Origin of the sequence: Paenibacillus sp. BR1-192, assembly GCF_029542445.1 — a bacterium.
Taxonomy (GTDB): Bacteria; Bacillota; Bacilli; order Paenibacillales; family Paenibacillaceae; genus Paenibacillus_AQ; species Paenibacillus_AQ lautus_A.
In genome coordinates, this window is record NZ_CP120718.1 from 3,117,199 (window position 1) to 3,131,462 (window position 14,264).

Sequence of the window (14,264 nt, forward strand, 5' to 3'; positions counted from 1 at the left end):
TCCGGATTGGTGTCATTTATCGGCTATGATGAAATTATCAAGTACAAGGAAGGGTGTTTACGATGAGAACAACAATGGCGTTTATCATGAATCAAGTTTGGAGGGATATGAATAATTAACCCTCCGGCATAATGGAGGAGAGCGAATTGAATTCTCGGACCAAGAAATTTTTATCCTATTATAAACCGTACCTGGGGTTATTATTTGCAGATTTGGCATGTGCTTTTGTTGTCTCGGCCATTACGCTGACGCTTCCGCTCTGTATACGATACATCACCATCAACGTGCTGGAAGGGAATTCTCAAAGCCCGCTGGTTCAAATCTATGCGGTGGGTGCCGTCATGCTGGCCATGGTCATCATCCATACTCTGTGCGATATGTTCATTTCATACAAAGGACATATGATGGGGGCTTATATGGAAAGTGACATGAGACGGGAGCTGTTTGACCATTTTCAGAAGCTGTCCTTTGGATTCTACGATGAGCACAAAACCGGGCAGCTTATGACACGCACCACCAATGACATTCTGTCGCTGACCGAATTGTATCACCATGGTCCCGAAGATATCGTCATTTCCGTTCTGAAGTTCCTGGGTGCATTCATCATCTTAATGTATATCGACGTCAAGCTTGCCCTGATCGTATTTCTCTTTCTCCCGGTCATGGCCGCGTTTGCTTTTTACTATAATAAGAAGATGAACGCGGCGTTGCGGGTAAGCAAGGACCGGATCGAGGATATCAATGCACAGGTAGAGGATTCTCTTTCGGGTATCCGCGTGGTGAAGTCTTTTACGAACGAGCATATAGAGAAGGGGAAATTCGCCTATGCCAACAAGCGGTTCGTTGACAGCAGAAGGGAAGGGTATAAGAGCGAAACGTACTTTCACGAAGGGCTGGTCGGTTTTACCCAGCTTATTACGATTACCGTTATTGTGTTCGGCGGAGCCGCAATCGTGGAAGCCTCGCTGGAACTGGCGGATTTGCTGACCTTTTTCTTATGCATCGGCATTCTGATCGAACCGATCCAGCGCATGGTTAACTTCGCCAGACTGTACCAGGAAGGCATTACGGGATTTGACAGGTTCATGGAGATCCTGGAGGTAGAGCCCGATATCGAGGATGCCGATTTTGCCGAGACGATCACGCAGGTTCAGGGGAACATCGAGTTTCAGAATGTCAGCTTCAGATACAAGGACCGCTATGGATACGTGCTGAACCAGGTATCGCTGAGCATCAAGCCTGGCGAGTATGTTGCTCTGGTTGGTCCCTCAGGCGTAGGCAAGACCACGCTGTGTTCGCTGATTCCGCGTTTTTATGAAGTTAGTGAAGGACGCATACTGCTGGATGGGCGCGATATCCGGGAGATTACGCAGCACTCTTTAAGAAAAAATATCGGGATCGTGCAGCAGGATGTATATTTGTTTGCCGGCTCCGTCTTCGATAACATCCGGTATGGCAACATGGAGGCCAGCGAGGATGAGATCATCGCAGCAGCCAAAAGAGCGAATGCCCATGATTTCATCATGGCACTGCCGGACGGTTATGAAACGGATATCGGCCAGCGCGGCGTCAAGCTCTCCGGAGGACAGAAGCAGCGGCTCAGCATTGCGCGTGTGTTCCTGAAGAACCCGCCGATTCTCATATTTGACGAAGCGACCAGCTCCCTGGACAATGAAAGCGAGAGAGCGGTCCAAGATTCGCTGGAACGGTTAAGCGATAATCGAACAACGCTTGTCATCGCTCATCGGTTGACAACGGTACGGAATGCCCAGCGAATCGTCGTATTGTCCGAAGACGGGATCCAAGAACAGGGCACGCATGAAGAATTGCTTGCCCGTCAAGGCGCTTATGCGAATTTATATCATATGCAATTGACAATATAAGCATGAAGAAAGGCGATTTGTGAACGGTTGAAGCACCGTCAGCAAATCGCCTTGTCTTGTTTGATGAATCATGTTAAGAAGTTGCCTCATGCGTGGTATACATTGCATGCGGGAGGGGATTTAGCCTTGCAGCGTTTTGCCCGGCTGTTGTTCTTCCACTTCCTTGATGGCATTGTCTTCATCCTGCACTTTCTCTTTCGAAGAGCCAAACCATCCGATCACGGCAATCAGCACGAGAACGATGTAGAAGGAAGCCTTCCAGATCGAGCTCTCAGGGAAGTGATGGTCGATTAGGGCTACATCGGGGTGTGCAAGGGTAATCACCGCAAGCTTGACGCCTACCCAACCAACAATCAGAAATGCGGCCACTTCCAGTCCGGGACGCTGCTGCAGCAATTTTACGAAGTAGGATGCCGCAAAGCGCATGATGATCAAACCAATGAATCCGCCCAGGAAGATGACGATGAATTGACCTCCGTCCAGGCCGCCGATGTTCGCCAATCCGCTTGGCGGCAATGCGACCGCCAACGCAACGGCTGCGAGGATCGAGTCTACGGCAAACGCGATGTCCGCCACTTCGACCTTGAAGACGGTCATCCAGAAGCCGGATTGCTTCTTGGGCTTGTCCGGTTTCGGTTTTGCGTCTTCCGTCGGTTTCTTGCCTTTAATAAAGTGTTTCAACGTGTGATTGATCGAAATGTAGAGAAGATAGAGTGCGCCGATGGCTTGTACCTGCCATACATCCACCAGGAACGAGATTAAGAACAGCGATCCGATCCGGAACACAAAGGCTCCGAGCAGCCCGTAGAATAATGCCTTTTTGCGCTGGTTCTCCGGTAAATGTTTGACCATGATGGCAAGGACCAGCGCATTATCCGCCGCCAGCAATCCTTCCAGTGCGATGAGCACTAACAGTACCCATCCATACTCCAATAAAAGCTCCATGCCATTTCCTCCTTGTTGTATTATTGAAGGCACAAAAAAGACCTCCACCGGCAGGTGAAGGCCTTTTGAAATCAAAAAGAGACCTTCACCACAGAGTGTGTGGTAAAGGTCTCGCAAACAACGAATCGTTGCCAACAAAGCCGGGGACATTTCCCGTAATGACGACTTTGCTGTGACAGCTACTCCCCTTTAATCACGTTCCTGCATAACTGATATCGCCCTCAGTTAAGCCGTGATATAAAGATATAAATTTTTTAGAGATAAGTCAAGCTTTTTTACTTGAATTCAGCAGAATAGGACTCCAACGCAACGGGTCTGTTTTTCATGGCCGACCGTTTCCTGAAGTTCACATCAACGCTGGATAGAACAACGCTAAGAAGGACAAGCGCAGCTCCTGCATACTGGTTGGAATCCATGACCTCGTTGGCAAACCAGTATCCGAACAGCGCGGCGAATACAGGTTCCAGCGAAAATACGAGACCCGTTCGGGTGGCGGTTGTATACTTCTGGGCGATCGTCTGGAAGATGAACCCCAATCCGCTGCATACGACGCTGAGGATCAGGACAGCCGTCCATGAGTCGGTGGAGCTTGGCCATGCCGGTGTTTCCAAGAGAAGTGACGAGAGGAACGCATACAATCCGGTAAATCCCAGCTGCAGGATGCCGAGGCTTAACGCGTCGACCTTCTGCGCAGCCGTGCTGACGATATTGATATGAAGCGCATAACATAATGCCGCCGCTATGCAGAACAGGTCCCCGATCTTAAATGCAAAAGGGAGCTGGATGGTCAGCAGCGCGATGCCCGTTAAGGCAAGCAAAATACTGACGATCAGTTTCTTCTCTATTTTTTTCTTAAAGAGGAACGTATGTATCAATGGGACAAACACCACCGTTAAGCTGATCAGAAACCCGGCATTGGATGCTGTCGTTGTTTTCAGGCCAAAGGTCAAGGCCGTGAACATGATAAACAAAATAAAGCCCAGGAGCATGGCGTAACGGATCGTCTTCAGGTTAGCCCGGCGCAAGCGCGGGAAAAAAATCGCTCCTGCAAGCATAAAGGCCAATCCAAATCGTAGGGCTATCAAATTGAACGCTCCGAGCGAATCCAGTCCCATTTTCATAAAAAGATAGGACGAGCCCCAACACATGGTGATAAACAAAATCATAAGATCGGCCTTCAGCGGTTTCAAGTTCTTCTTCCTCCTTCAAGTGATTGAACAGAATCAGTATACTCACGTACAATAGACAAGTAAAACGAATGTTCTTAATAATAAACATGAGTAAAATTCATGTATAAAATAAACCGGAGGATTCCCTATGAGTATTAATAAATTCAAAGTTCTAGTAAAGGTCGTCGAGCTCGGAAGCTTGACCAAAGCCGCCGAAGTGATGGGATTTACGCAGTCCGGCGTCAGCCATATGATCAACAGCCTGGAAGATGAGTTCGGCTTCTCGCTGCTGATTCGAAACCGTTCAGGCGCGAAGTTGACGACCAATGGCGAGGAGATCGTGAAGACGATGCGGGAAATATTGAAATGGAACGAGCATTTGGAGCAGCAGGTGGCTTCCATTCATGGAATCGAGCTGGGAACCATTCACATCGGCACCTTTACCAGCGTCGGCGTTCACTGGTTGCCTGGGATTATCCAGGATTTCCGGCGGGATTTTCCCCATATCGAGATTCGTTTGGTCGAAGGAGATTATCGGGAAATTGAGGATTGGATCGCGGAGGGCAAAATTGATTGCGGCTTTCTGTCACTTCCGACGTGGGATACATTCGATGCGATTCCTCTGCATCAAGACCCGATGCTCGTACTGCTGCCAATGGAACATCCGCTTAGCTCCGAGGACTCCATTGCCTTAGCCCAAATTGAGAATGAACCGTTTATTATGCCCAGCAAAGGCTCCGATTACGATGTGAACCGGGTGCTGGAGAAAGCCCCGACCAAGCCGGATATCAAGTATACGCTTGGAGACGATTATGCCATTATGGCCATGGTGGAGAAGGGCCTGGGCATCAGCATTCTTCCCGAACTTGTGCTGCGAGGGCAGCGGCGGAATATACGGCTGATCGAATTGAAGGAAAAGAGCTTCAGATCGCTTGGCATTGCGGTAAGCTCCTTGCGGGAAGTATCTCCGGCAACGAAACGATTCTTGAATTACGTTAAAAGTTACCCGAAGCTGTAGCCGCCCGTAACGACACAGAATTATGCCCTTTCGGAGCATCCGGACTCTATTAGCGGCAGGGTCTTATTCATGCGCATTCTCCACATCAAATAAATCGTGTCACAAAATCCCTTGTTCGGATTGTTATATAGGTAAACAAAGAAGGAGGTGAGCTCGCTTGCAGCCAACCATCCCCGGGGAAGCGGAAGGAAAAAGAAAAGCCATCGAAGAGGTTATCGAACAAGTCAAAGCAGGAGACAAACATGCATATCAAGCGATCATCGTCCAGTTTGAACGGCAGATGTACACCTACTGCTACTATATTCTGAAGAACCATGCGGAGACGGAAGATGCCGTGCAAGAGATCTTTATCCGTGCTTATGAGCATCTTCATCTGTATAAGAGACAAGTATCCTTCTCTGCCTGGTTGTATAAAATGGCCTATCATCATCTGATCAATATTAAGAGAAAGCAGAATCGTTTTCTCAATCTGATCGAGCATTATAAAGAACAGCAGCCGGTGGTGACAGTATCCCAGCACGATTCGGTTGTGTACGAGCTCTTAACATACCTTACAGCAGAAGAACGCCATATATTGCTGCTCAAGGCCGTAGAACAGTATACCTTCGAGGAAATCAGCGGCATCATGGGACTCAAATCGGCAACGATCAGGAAAAAGTATGAACGCTTGCGTCATAAGTTAATGGACCGAATAAGCCAAAAAGGAGAGGTGGCACGTGGGACAATTGCCGGAACAAACGGAATACGCTGAGATGAATGCACTCGAACAAAGGATTCGCGAATCGTCTTTACCGAGAAGTATGAGTGATCAAATCATGAACCGAATTGGAGAGCGTGAAATGACAAGATTATCAACCAAACCTAAACCGAATGTTATTAAAAGAGCGATACTCGTTGCGTCCGCGGCAGCTGTGCTGGGAGGAACCGTGATCGGTTCGGGGTTTGTATCGCCGGTAATGGCAGCAACCCTGAAGCAAATTCCAGTGCTCGGTGTACTATACGAAGGAACCAGCGAAGATGCAGTGAAAGCCGCCATAGAGCAAGGGATCCTATCCGAACCTAACTTGAGCTTAACTCACGATGGCGTGACATTGAAGGTAGCTGACCTCCTATACGATGGAACCCGGTTGTCCTTTATCCTGGAGCGCGAGGGAGTGGATTTACCGGGTACAGCTTCTCCGTATATTAGCGAAGATGCTACGTTAATCGGTAATCAGGATAGTGAGTATGTTAAGTCGAGGAAAGTAGCTAAGGAAGATCAGGAAAAAGGCTATATCGAAATGCCGCGAATTCTGGTAGACGGACAAGAAGTGGCGATGGGCGAGGGGACCTTTGGAGATTATCCGCAACAGGACAATGCCTATATCGTTGAGCTTACCAAGGGTCTGAAATTACCCGATCAATTCGAGCTGACCATTCAGGCCAACGTAACTCAAGTGAACGAAACCTTCGAATTCAAGATTCCTGTAAATGTCGCTAATCCATCGATTGTCGTGAAGCCGGACGAGGCCACGAAATCGGATGGGCCATTCAGTTATACCGTCAAGCAATTGGATATTTCACCGGTATCGACCCGCCTGGTTCTGGACAGTAAAGGCGAGGTGCCGGCTTCTGCAGAGCAAACAGGCGATTACAGCGCGAGCATGGTCTATTATGAGCTGGTGGATGATCAAGGAAATGTCCTGAGTCCAAGAAAATTCGAATATTTCCATAGCGAACCCCAAACCGAATATCATATCGACCAATTGTACAGTCCTCTGAACGGAACGCCGAAATCCATTACGATTAAGCCGTTTACGCTGACCGTCAATCCAAAGGATTGGAGTGTTATAGGGCAAGATCAGGATAGCGTAGGAGATAAAACCTATCTGAAGGATTTGGAAATGACCATTCCGGTCAAGCCGTAAACCTAAGAGCATGACAGGAATGGCCCGCCATACATGGCGGGCCTCTTCCTTATGCTCCCGAATATTAGGTTTCGGCTCGAAAGCTTTTGCCTAATGACGGGCCGAGCCCATAATAGTGCCGGAAATTGTAGATGAGCGGACTCCATTTGCCAGGGTCAATGTGTTGTTCATTCGTTATGATGCTGCGATGGGCATGCACCTGTACAGCCTGTGTTTCGACAATGGCAAAAAAGGGCGAATCGTCAGGCAGCCGAATGTGGTTCACCTTGGCTTCAATCTGGATCGGACACTCCATGATACGGGACGGCCTTACGGCGACAGAATCCGCTGGCGTTAATCCGCTTTGCGCATACTTATCTTTTTCAAATGTAAATCCGCTCATCAGCTTGTGGTCCGGAACTGGATGTTTCCCTGTCAACGGGGCTAATCGTTCGACATTCTCCCATAAGGAAGGGTCCGGAATATTGATGACGCATTCAGGATGCCGTTCCAGGTTCTCGATCGCCTTCCCCCCGAGTCCGATGCCAAGAATGATATGTTCTCCCAGCGCCCATGATGAGGAGATGGGACTGATATTGACGGTGTCATCTTCATTCAGGGTGTTGAGCAAAATAACAGGGGTTCCATAATACAGGATTTTCGGTTTAATTAGTTCAGTGTCGATCATTTGAGCGGTTTTTTTCATAAAATGTTCCTCCCATTAACGGTTCTATCCCAAATCATTGTAGAATAGAAAAGGTTCGATGCTCATCGAAATATGGATTACATCAGGAGGGATGAAGATGAATGCGAGTCCGAACATAGCACAGGTAGCCTCACTCGTAAGCGATGCATCGAGAGCGGCCATCATGACCGTCTTATTGGATGGGCGTTACCACCCGGCAGGAGAGCTGGCGTACATGGCAAATATCAAACCGCAAACGGCTAGCTTTCATTTATCCAAAATGGTTGCGGCGAATCTGGTGGCCGTCGAAAAACAGGGAAGGCATCGTTATTACGGAATAGAGAACCAGGAGGTTGCCCGGATCATGGAGAGCCTTCTATCGATAACGCCTCCCGTTGAAATAAGATCATTCAACCAAGCTTTGGAGCACGAAGCCATTCGCCATGCAAGGACTTGCTACGATCATCTTGCGGGGAGTTTGGGAATACAATTGACGGATTCGCTTCTAAATGCAGGGATTTTATCCGAAGTGGATCATCAATTTACGGTTACCGAAAAAGGAGAAGGCTTCTTCAGGGCGTTTCAAATCGATCTGGAACGCGTGAAGAGAAAACGCCGCTCCTTCACGCACCGATGCTTGGACTGGAGTGAAAGACGTCATCACCTTGCCGGGGCGCTGGGCCATACGCTGTTGGAAAGACTACTCGAATTGGGTTGGGTGCAACGCATTCCGAAAACAAGGGCCGTTAAAATCACGCCCGAGGGCAAGAAAGGGCTAAACGAAACGTTTCATGTTGATATCGAATAGGCGCAGGTTTTCGGTATGAAGCGTGGATGCCTGAAAAAAGGACTGCCGCCGGCTCATCGAAAGATGAAGCGGCGGCAGTCCTAATTATTAGAGATTAGCGCAGTGTCTTCAAAGCACCGCTCCAAGCAAGCACTTGGTCAAGCATGCCATTCAGGTTGACAAGATGCAGATCTGCCGGTTTGAACACAGAGCCGTTCTCGAAATCAGTGAATAACGAGAGGGCAGGATGTACGCGAACGTCCGCTACGGACAGCTCGCCCAGGATTCCGCGCAGATGCTCGGCAGCGCGTGCGCCGCCAACAGAACCGTAACTCACGATGCCTGCAGCTTTATTGTTCCATGCCTCACGGGCATAATCGAGTGCGTTCTTCAATGAGCCGGAAATACTGTGGTTGTACTCCTGAACGATGAATACAAAGCCGTCCAAACTTGCAAGTTTGGTATTCCAAGCCGTTGCTTGTTCAGTCGCGTCGGCTTCGCCCAAAAGCGGAAGCTTGTAATCCGCGATATCTACGATTTCGTAGTTTGCATCTCCGCGCTCGTCAGCGATACGTTTAACCCATTCACCTACTTGCGGACTTAAACGACCTTGACGGGTACTGCCTAAAATAATACCGATATTCAATTTGGACACTGTTCTTACCTCCCGATTATTCTGAATATATTGTGATCATGGTGTGCTTGTTATTTTGCATGAGCTAATCATAATCTTAGTGGGTTATCTTTGTCAAGCAGCTTACTAAAAGTTTGTGTAAAATATTCTAAGTTTTTTGTATTCATGCACGGGTGGATATTCACCTGAAATCGAACGGTGTTTTGTATCGCATAGACAGCTGCGATGTTATACTGGTCATGTGCCTTGGAACCCACTTTTTCGTGCCGGGATAATACGCGTCATTCAGCAATTAACGTACATATGAAGATTGGAGAGGTGAAGCAAGAATGGAACTTAGACAATTAAGAACGGATGAATTTGACATCAGCACGAGTTTATCCGAATATGCCTTTCAATATACGCTGACGCCGGAGCAGCGAGAGTCCAATCAGAAGCATTTTAAACCAGAGCGATTCTGGGGAATTTTTGACGGGGAAGAGCTGCAGGCGAAACTGACCATCATTCCGCTGCAGGTCTATTTGCAGGGGAACACTTTCGCGATGGGCGGCATTGCGGGCGTGGCAACATGGCCGGAGAACCGCAGACAGGGACATGTCTCGACGCTGCTTAAGCATGCATTGCAAGAAATGAAGGGCAAGGGACAGACCCTTTCCTTCCTGCATCCGTTCTCGATCCCGTTTTATCGCAAGTTTGGCTGGGAATTGTTCGCGGAATATTATAAGTACGTCATTCCGGTGTCCAAATTTCCGCGTAAAGTGGAGGTGCCGGGCCGCGTTGTAAGAGATGTAAACGACATTGCTGTACTGGATGGCATGTACCAGGCCTATGTCAGCCGGTATAACGGTACCCTAGTGCGCGAAGAGGCATGGTGGACAAGATTCGTCCTGCAGGGAGACAATCACAGCGTTGTGTATTATTCTGCCGAGGGCAAACCGACGGGCTATGCGTTATATGAGCTAAAAGACAAAGAACTGGTGTGCGACGAATTTGTTTTCCTGAATGAAGAAGCCCGAAGCGCGCTTTGGACTTTTTTTGCGAACCATGATTCCAGGATCGAGCAGGTGACCATGACGATGGTGCCGACGGATGACCAGCTGCCCTATATGCTGCCGGATCCCCGCGTTACCCGGGAAACGGTTCCTTACTTCATGGCCCGTATCGTGGATTTACAATCCTTCGTGGAGCAGTATGCTTTTGAAGCGGGGCGGGAAGCTGTCCTGACCATCGAGGTGGAGGATTCCGCAGCGCCTTGGAATGCAGGCCTGTGGAGGCTGTCGGTGAATGGAGAGGGCAAAGCGGAGCTGTCGGAGCTCCCATCCGATCGAGGGGAGCAGGCGGATCTGTCTACCGACATTCAGACACTGTCGGCCTTGTTTACCGGATATAAAAGACCGCAGGCACTGTATTCCATCCACCGCCTGACCGGAGATGCTGAGGCGGCAGCACAGCTGGAAACGATGATTCCTGCAGGCCAAACCTACCTCATGGATTTCTTTTGAGAAAAGGATAACGCTTGGTGCTCCGGAAGAATATCGTCGAATTCGCTTTGTCGTTAGAATATACGAAACACGCAAAAAAGCCTGGGAACCAGGCTTTTTTGCGTTGCGATCATCTAAGGGTATAAATTCAATCCTGAACCTCTTTTTTGGAGAAAACATAGAGCTTTCCGTCATCCCCATACTCCGCGTATGCGATATCTTCCAAGGATTCAAAACCTTGTTCCCGCGCTTTCGATTGAATCTCATTGTGTTCGATGTGCTTGCCCAGCATGGATTCCTCGAGCAGCCTTCCCTTGTCGACAACCGTTACCGTGAAGGGATCCGGCTTGGCTTCGATGCCAAGATCCTGGGCCGTCGGCGGCTCGTATTCGGGTTTGCGCATGACGGATAGCGAGCCGTCCGTTTCCAGAATGGCGTATTTGACTTCGGTTAATGAGAAAATATTTTGCCGTCTGAGCATGGACAGCAGCTGTTTATATTCCATGTCGTATTTATCGAGCAGCTTTTGGTTGAGCTTTCCGTTATCGATCAGAAGAACCGCCCGCCCTTCCGTTAAATAGCCGAACTTGACAAAGTGGGTGGTTGCCTTCTCGAAGAGGAAAGACATGGTTGTCCATAACGCTAGAGCGAATAACAGATGGGACAATTTTACTTTATCATCATAGAGGCTTGCCCCAACGATTTCACTCAGGATTAAGGAGGATAGGAAGTCAAGCGGTGTAAGCTGACTGATGGTTTTGCGCCCAGTAACAAAGGTGATGATCCATAGTCCGAAAAAGCTGATGATCAGTTTGACTCCTAAATCGATAAACATATCCATGGACAACCCTCCTTGGGAAGCAGTGTAATTGGTAAGTTATTAAACGTTTTCGCTTCGCGCAGAAACAAGGGAGATTTACCCGGTTAGGGTATTCATTGACGTAATGAACAATATTCAATAATCGATCTTTAAGAATGAGAGCTGCTGGTTAACAGCGGCTTTTTTGTTTTAAGCTATGGATTCATTCGTGAATTTGACAACTTCTCAATAGACGCTTGAAAGTGACGCGGCGTCATCTTGTAAGATATAATTCGTCAACGAAAATCACGGAGAATGTCATATTTCGACAAGAGGGAGATGGGAGAATTGAAAAAGGGAGATATCATTATTTACGCATGCGTCATCATCGGGGCCGGGATCGGTTTAACGCTAGACAATGCTTTTCCGGGTGTTCTGGTCGGTTTGGGTATTGGATATTTGGTCAAAATGACCCTGAAGGATGAGGAATCGTAAACATGGAAAAGATGCTGACATAGGATACATGAGGGAAGGACTTGTTATCCAAATTAACATCGAACTATCTTTGAAATTAGGTTTGACAATTAGAAAAAACTGACTTATAGTACTTTACTATCAGCAACGATCAAAGACATGATTCGTGAAACGACCTGTCCAGAGAGAGAAGCGATTGGTGAAAGCTTCTTCCGCGCTTGTTTCTTGAATTACCCCTTTGTAGCTGTGTTTTTGAACCCAGATCGGTCGTTCGACAATCGAAATGGAACTAGAAAACACCGAATCATCCCCGTTACCGGATGTCTGAATGAGGATCCGACAAAGCGCGCGGCAGTACGAGCGTTTGCCATTATCGGATCAAATTAGGGTGGAACCACGAGCTGAACGCACTCGTCCCTTAGGGATCGAGTGCTTTTTTGCGTTCAATCTAAATTTGATGGAGGGATCACCATGTCAATTGTAGTAACGCTGCAGGACGGAAGCAAGAAGGAGTATCCCGCACAAACGACGATGATCCAAATCGCGGAATCCATCCATTCAGGACTGAAGAAAAATGCGGTTGCAGCCAAAGTGGATGGCAAACTTGTGGATTTGAATCGTGAGCTTTGCGAAGATGCGGAAGTAAGCATCATTACAATGGATTCCGAGGACGGATTGTACGTATATCGGCACAGTACGGCCCATCTGATGGCTCAGGCCGTGAAACGGCTATACGGCAGTGAATCTGTTCATCTTGGGGTGGGACCGGTCATTGAGGATGGTTTTTATTACGATATGGATCTGGGGCATTCCATTACGGCCGATGACTTGATTGCCATCGAACGAGAAATGCAGAAGATCGTTCAGGAAGACCTGCCGATCCTTCGCAAGGAAGTGGGGCGTAAGGAGGCTGAACGTATATTCCAAGATGATCCGTATAAAATGGAGCTAATTCGTGAACTACCGGAGGACGAGGTTATTTCGGTATATGAGCAGGGCGAGTTCGTTGACTTATGCAGAGGGCCGCATCTTCCATCCACGGGCAGAATCAAAGCTTTCAAATTAATGAGTGTGGCGGGTGCTTATTGGCGGGGAGACTCCGACAATAAAATGCTGCAGCGAATCTACGGAACGGCGTTTCCCAAGAAGTCGCAGCTGGATGAGCATTTATTGCTGCTAGAAGAAGCCAAGAAACGGGATCATCGGAAGCTGGGAAAAGAGCTTGGCCTCTTTATGTTCTCGGAAGAAGCGCCCGGCATGCCCTTCTTCTTTTGCCGAACGGGATGATCATTCGCAATGAGCTGGAGCAATTCGCAAGAGGGCTTCAATTCCATCGCGATTACGATGAAGTGCGGACTCCGCTGATGATGAACAAGCGCCTGTGGGAAATGTCCGGTCACTGGGATCACTACAAAGACAATATGTATTTTACGCAAGTAGACGAGACGGAGTATGCGCTGAAGCCGATGAACTGTCCAGGACATATGTTGGTCTACAAAAACTCGCTGCACTCCTACAGAGAGCTGCCCATTCGCATCTCCGAATTCGGTCAGGTTCACCGCCATGAGTTCTCAGGCGCTCTTAACGGCATGATGCGGGTGCGCACGTTTTGTCAAGATGATGCGCATATTTTTGTAAGGCCCGATCAGATCCAGGAAGAAATCAAACAGGTTATTGATTTTATCAGCCGAGTGTATCAAGTCTTTGGCTTTGAATATACAATCGAGTTATCGACAAGGCCGGAGGATTCCATGGGCTCCGAGGAACTATGGGAGCAAGCGGAGTCTTCGCTGCAGCAGGTACTGGATCAATTGGGACTGCCGTACCGGATTAATGAAGGGGATGGAGCGTTTTACGGACCCAAAATCGACTTTCATATCCTCGATTCCTTAAAGCGAAGCTGGCAGTGCGGCACCATCCAACTGGATTTCCAGTTCCCTGAAAAGTTCGATCTGTCCTATATTGGAGAAGATAATCAGAAGCATCGGCCGGTTGTCATTCACCGGGCGGTGTTTGGATCCATCGAGCGTTTTATCGGGATCCTTACGGAGCATTACGGCGGGGCTTTCCCGATGTGGCTTGCTCCCGTACAAGTGATGATCATTCCGGTGTCGGATCACTATATCGATTATTCCTTGAAGGTGAAGAAGCGTCTGGAGAATGCAGGCATCCGGGTGAACGTCGATGTCCGAAATGAAAAGCTGGGTTATAAAATCCGTGAAGCGGGACTGTTGAAAACGCCTTACACGCTTGTCCTTGGCGAGAAGGAAATGAACTCCGATCACGTATCGGTTCGTAAACGGGGCGAGGGCGAGCTTGGCGAGATCGCCATGGATCAAGTCATTGAACGGCTTCGGAACGAGATAGAGTCCAAAGAATTTTAATTCTTCGTTGTGGCTGCGGCTTTCCGCAAAGGGAGCGGGATGATCTTCGTCACCGTGTGCGACCCCAAATCATGGTATGATTTGGATGTGCCTGTTAAGCGGTACATGTTAATGATGAA

General features: G+C 48.4%; 12 protein-coding genes and 1 pseudogene. 8 read left to right on the top strand and 5 right to left on the bottom strand.

All coding sequences use genetic code 11. The annotated features are described in order from the left end of the window. Nucleotides 1-146 precede the first annotated feature (146 nt). Nucleotides 147-1,883 (top strand): ABC transporter ATP-binding protein, encoded by a 1,737-nt coding sequence (locus tag P0X86_RS13985; RefSeq protein WP_277748723.1) that lies wholly within the window; start codon nucleotides 147-149, stop codon nucleotides 1,881-1,883. Between the two features lie 120 nt (nucleotides 1,884-2,003). On the opposite strand, the gene P0X86_RS13990 is transcribed toward P0X86_RS13985, so the two are convergent. Together P0X86_RS13990 and P0X86_RS13995 are read right to left on the bottom strand one after the other, a co-directional pair. Next, entirely contained in the window at nucleotides 2,004-2,828 is an 825-nt protein-coding gene (locus P0X86_RS13990) for a TerC family protein (protein ID WP_096775504.1), read from the bottom strand. A gap of 275 nt (nucleotides 2,829-3,103) precedes the next feature. Next, nucleotides 3,104-4,018, bottom strand: coding sequence for a DMT family transporter (locus tag P0X86_RS13995; RefSeq protein WP_192572200.1), 915 nt, complete (start codon nucleotides 4,016-4,018; stop codon nucleotides 3,104-3,106). Nucleotides 4,019-4,145: 127 nt separating this feature from the next. Here P0X86_RS13995 and P0X86_RS14000 point away from each other — a divergent pair, with 127 nt between their 5' ends. From P0X86_RS14000 to P0X86_RS14010, 3 genes are all read left to right on the top strand, one after another. Then, the gene (locus P0X86_RS14000; protein WP_277748724.1) at nucleotides 4,146-5,015 is read left to right on the top strand and encodes a LysR family transcriptional regulator; all 870 of its coding nucleotides are present in this window, start codon (nucleotides 4,146-4,148) and stop codon (nucleotides 5,013-5,015) included. Between the two features lie 157 nt (nucleotides 5,016-5,172). Continuing rightward, nucleotides 5,173-5,766: an RNA polymerase sigma factor gene (locus P0X86_RS14005; protein ID WP_192572198.1), complete on the top strand. Its 594-nt coding sequence runs from the start codon at nucleotides 5,173-5,175 to the stop codon at nucleotides 5,764-5,766. Next, nucleotides 5,732-6,922 (top strand): DUF4179 domain-containing protein, encoded by a 1,191-nt coding sequence (locus tag P0X86_RS14010; protein WP_277748725.1) that lies wholly within the window; start codon nucleotides 5,732-5,734, stop codon nucleotides 6,920-6,922. Before P0X86_RS14005 ends, P0X86_RS14010 begins: the two co-directional genes overlap by 35 nt. A gap of 64 nt (nucleotides 6,923-6,986) precedes the next feature. Here the strand turns inward: P0X86_RS14010 and P0X86_RS14015 are convergent, their stop codons facing one another. After that, the gene (locus P0X86_RS14015; RefSeq protein ID WP_192572196.1) at nucleotides 6,987-7,607 is read right to left on the bottom strand and encodes a flavin reductase family protein; all 621 of its coding nucleotides are present in this window, start codon (nucleotides 7,605-7,607) and stop codon (nucleotides 6,987-6,989) included. Nucleotides 7,608-7,704: 97 nt separating this feature from the next. Between P0X86_RS14015 and P0X86_RS14020 the strand changes: the two genes are divergently transcribed. Then, nucleotides 7,705-8,394 (top strand): ArsR/SmtB family transcription factor, encoded by a 690-nt coding sequence (locus P0X86_RS14020; RefSeq protein ID WP_277748726.1) that lies wholly within the window; start codon nucleotides 7,705-7,707, stop codon nucleotides 8,392-8,394. Between the two features lie 94 nt (nucleotides 8,395-8,488). Here P0X86_RS14020 and P0X86_RS14025 read toward each other — a convergent pair whose 3' ends face one another. Beyond that, the gene (locus P0X86_RS14025) at nucleotides 8,489-9,028 is read right to left on the bottom strand and encodes an NADPH-dependent FMN reductase (RefSeq protein ID WP_009593544.1); all 540 of its coding nucleotides are present in this window, start codon (nucleotides 9,026-9,028) and stop codon (nucleotides 8,489-8,491) included. Nucleotides 9,029-9,336: 308 nt separating this feature from the next. Between P0X86_RS14025 and P0X86_RS14030 the strand changes: the two genes are divergently transcribed. Then, the gene (locus P0X86_RS14030; protein ID WP_277748727.1) at nucleotides 9,337-10,509 is read left to right on the top strand and encodes a GNAT family N-acetyltransferase; all 1,173 of its coding nucleotides are present in this window, start codon (nucleotides 9,337-9,339) and stop codon (nucleotides 10,507-10,509) included. Between the two features lie 127 nt (nucleotides 10,510-10,636). Here the strand turns inward: P0X86_RS14030 and P0X86_RS14035 are convergent, their stop codons facing one another. Next, nucleotides 10,637-11,329, bottom strand: coding sequence for a DUF421 domain-containing protein (locus P0X86_RS14035; RefSeq protein ID WP_036663446.1), 693 nt, complete (start codon nucleotides 11,327-11,329; stop codon nucleotides 10,637-10,639). Between the two features lie 306 nt (nucleotides 11,330-11,635). Here P0X86_RS14035 and P0X86_RS14040 point away from each other — a divergent pair, with 306 nt between their 5' ends. After that, complete coding sequence (locus P0X86_RS14040) at nucleotides 11,636-11,782, top strand: hypothetical protein (RefSeq protein WP_186326410.1); 147 nt, start codon at nucleotides 11,636-11,638, stop codon at nucleotides 11,780-11,782. A 450-nt stretch (nucleotides 11,783-12,232) separates the two neighbouring features. Beyond that, a pseudogene (thrS, locus tag P0X86_RS14045) lies at nucleotides 12,233-14,145 on the top strand (threonine--tRNA ligase). Nucleotides 14,146-14,264 lie beyond the last annotated feature (119 nt).

What these genes read in the sequence shown, in the direction of transcription:
- P0X86_RS13990 (WP_096775504.1), bottom strand. Translation starts at nt 2,828, where the DNA reads ATGGAGCTTTTATTGGAGTATGGATGGGTACTGTTAGTGCTCATCGCA.
- P0X86_RS14000 (WP_277748724.1), top strand. Translation starts at nt 4,146, where the DNA reads ATGAGTATTAATAAATTCAAAGTTCTAGTAAAGGTCGTCGAGCTCGGA.
- P0X86_RS14015 (WP_192572196.1), bottom strand. Translation starts at nt 7,607, where the DNA reads ATGAAAAAAACCGCTCAAATGATCGACACTGAACTAATTAAACCGAAA.
- P0X86_RS14020 (WP_277748726.1), top strand. Translation starts at nt 7,705, where the DNA reads ATGAATGCGAGTCCGAACATAGCACAGGTAGCCTCACTCGTAAGCGAT.
- P0X86_RS14030 (WP_277748727.1), top strand. Translation starts at nt 9,337, where the DNA reads ATGGAACTTAGACAATTAAGAACGGATGAATTTGACATCAGCACGAGT.
- P0X86_RS14035 (WP_036663446.1), bottom strand. Translation starts at nt 11,329, where the DNA reads ATGGATATGTTTATCGATTTAGGAGTCAAACTGATCATCAGCTTTTTC.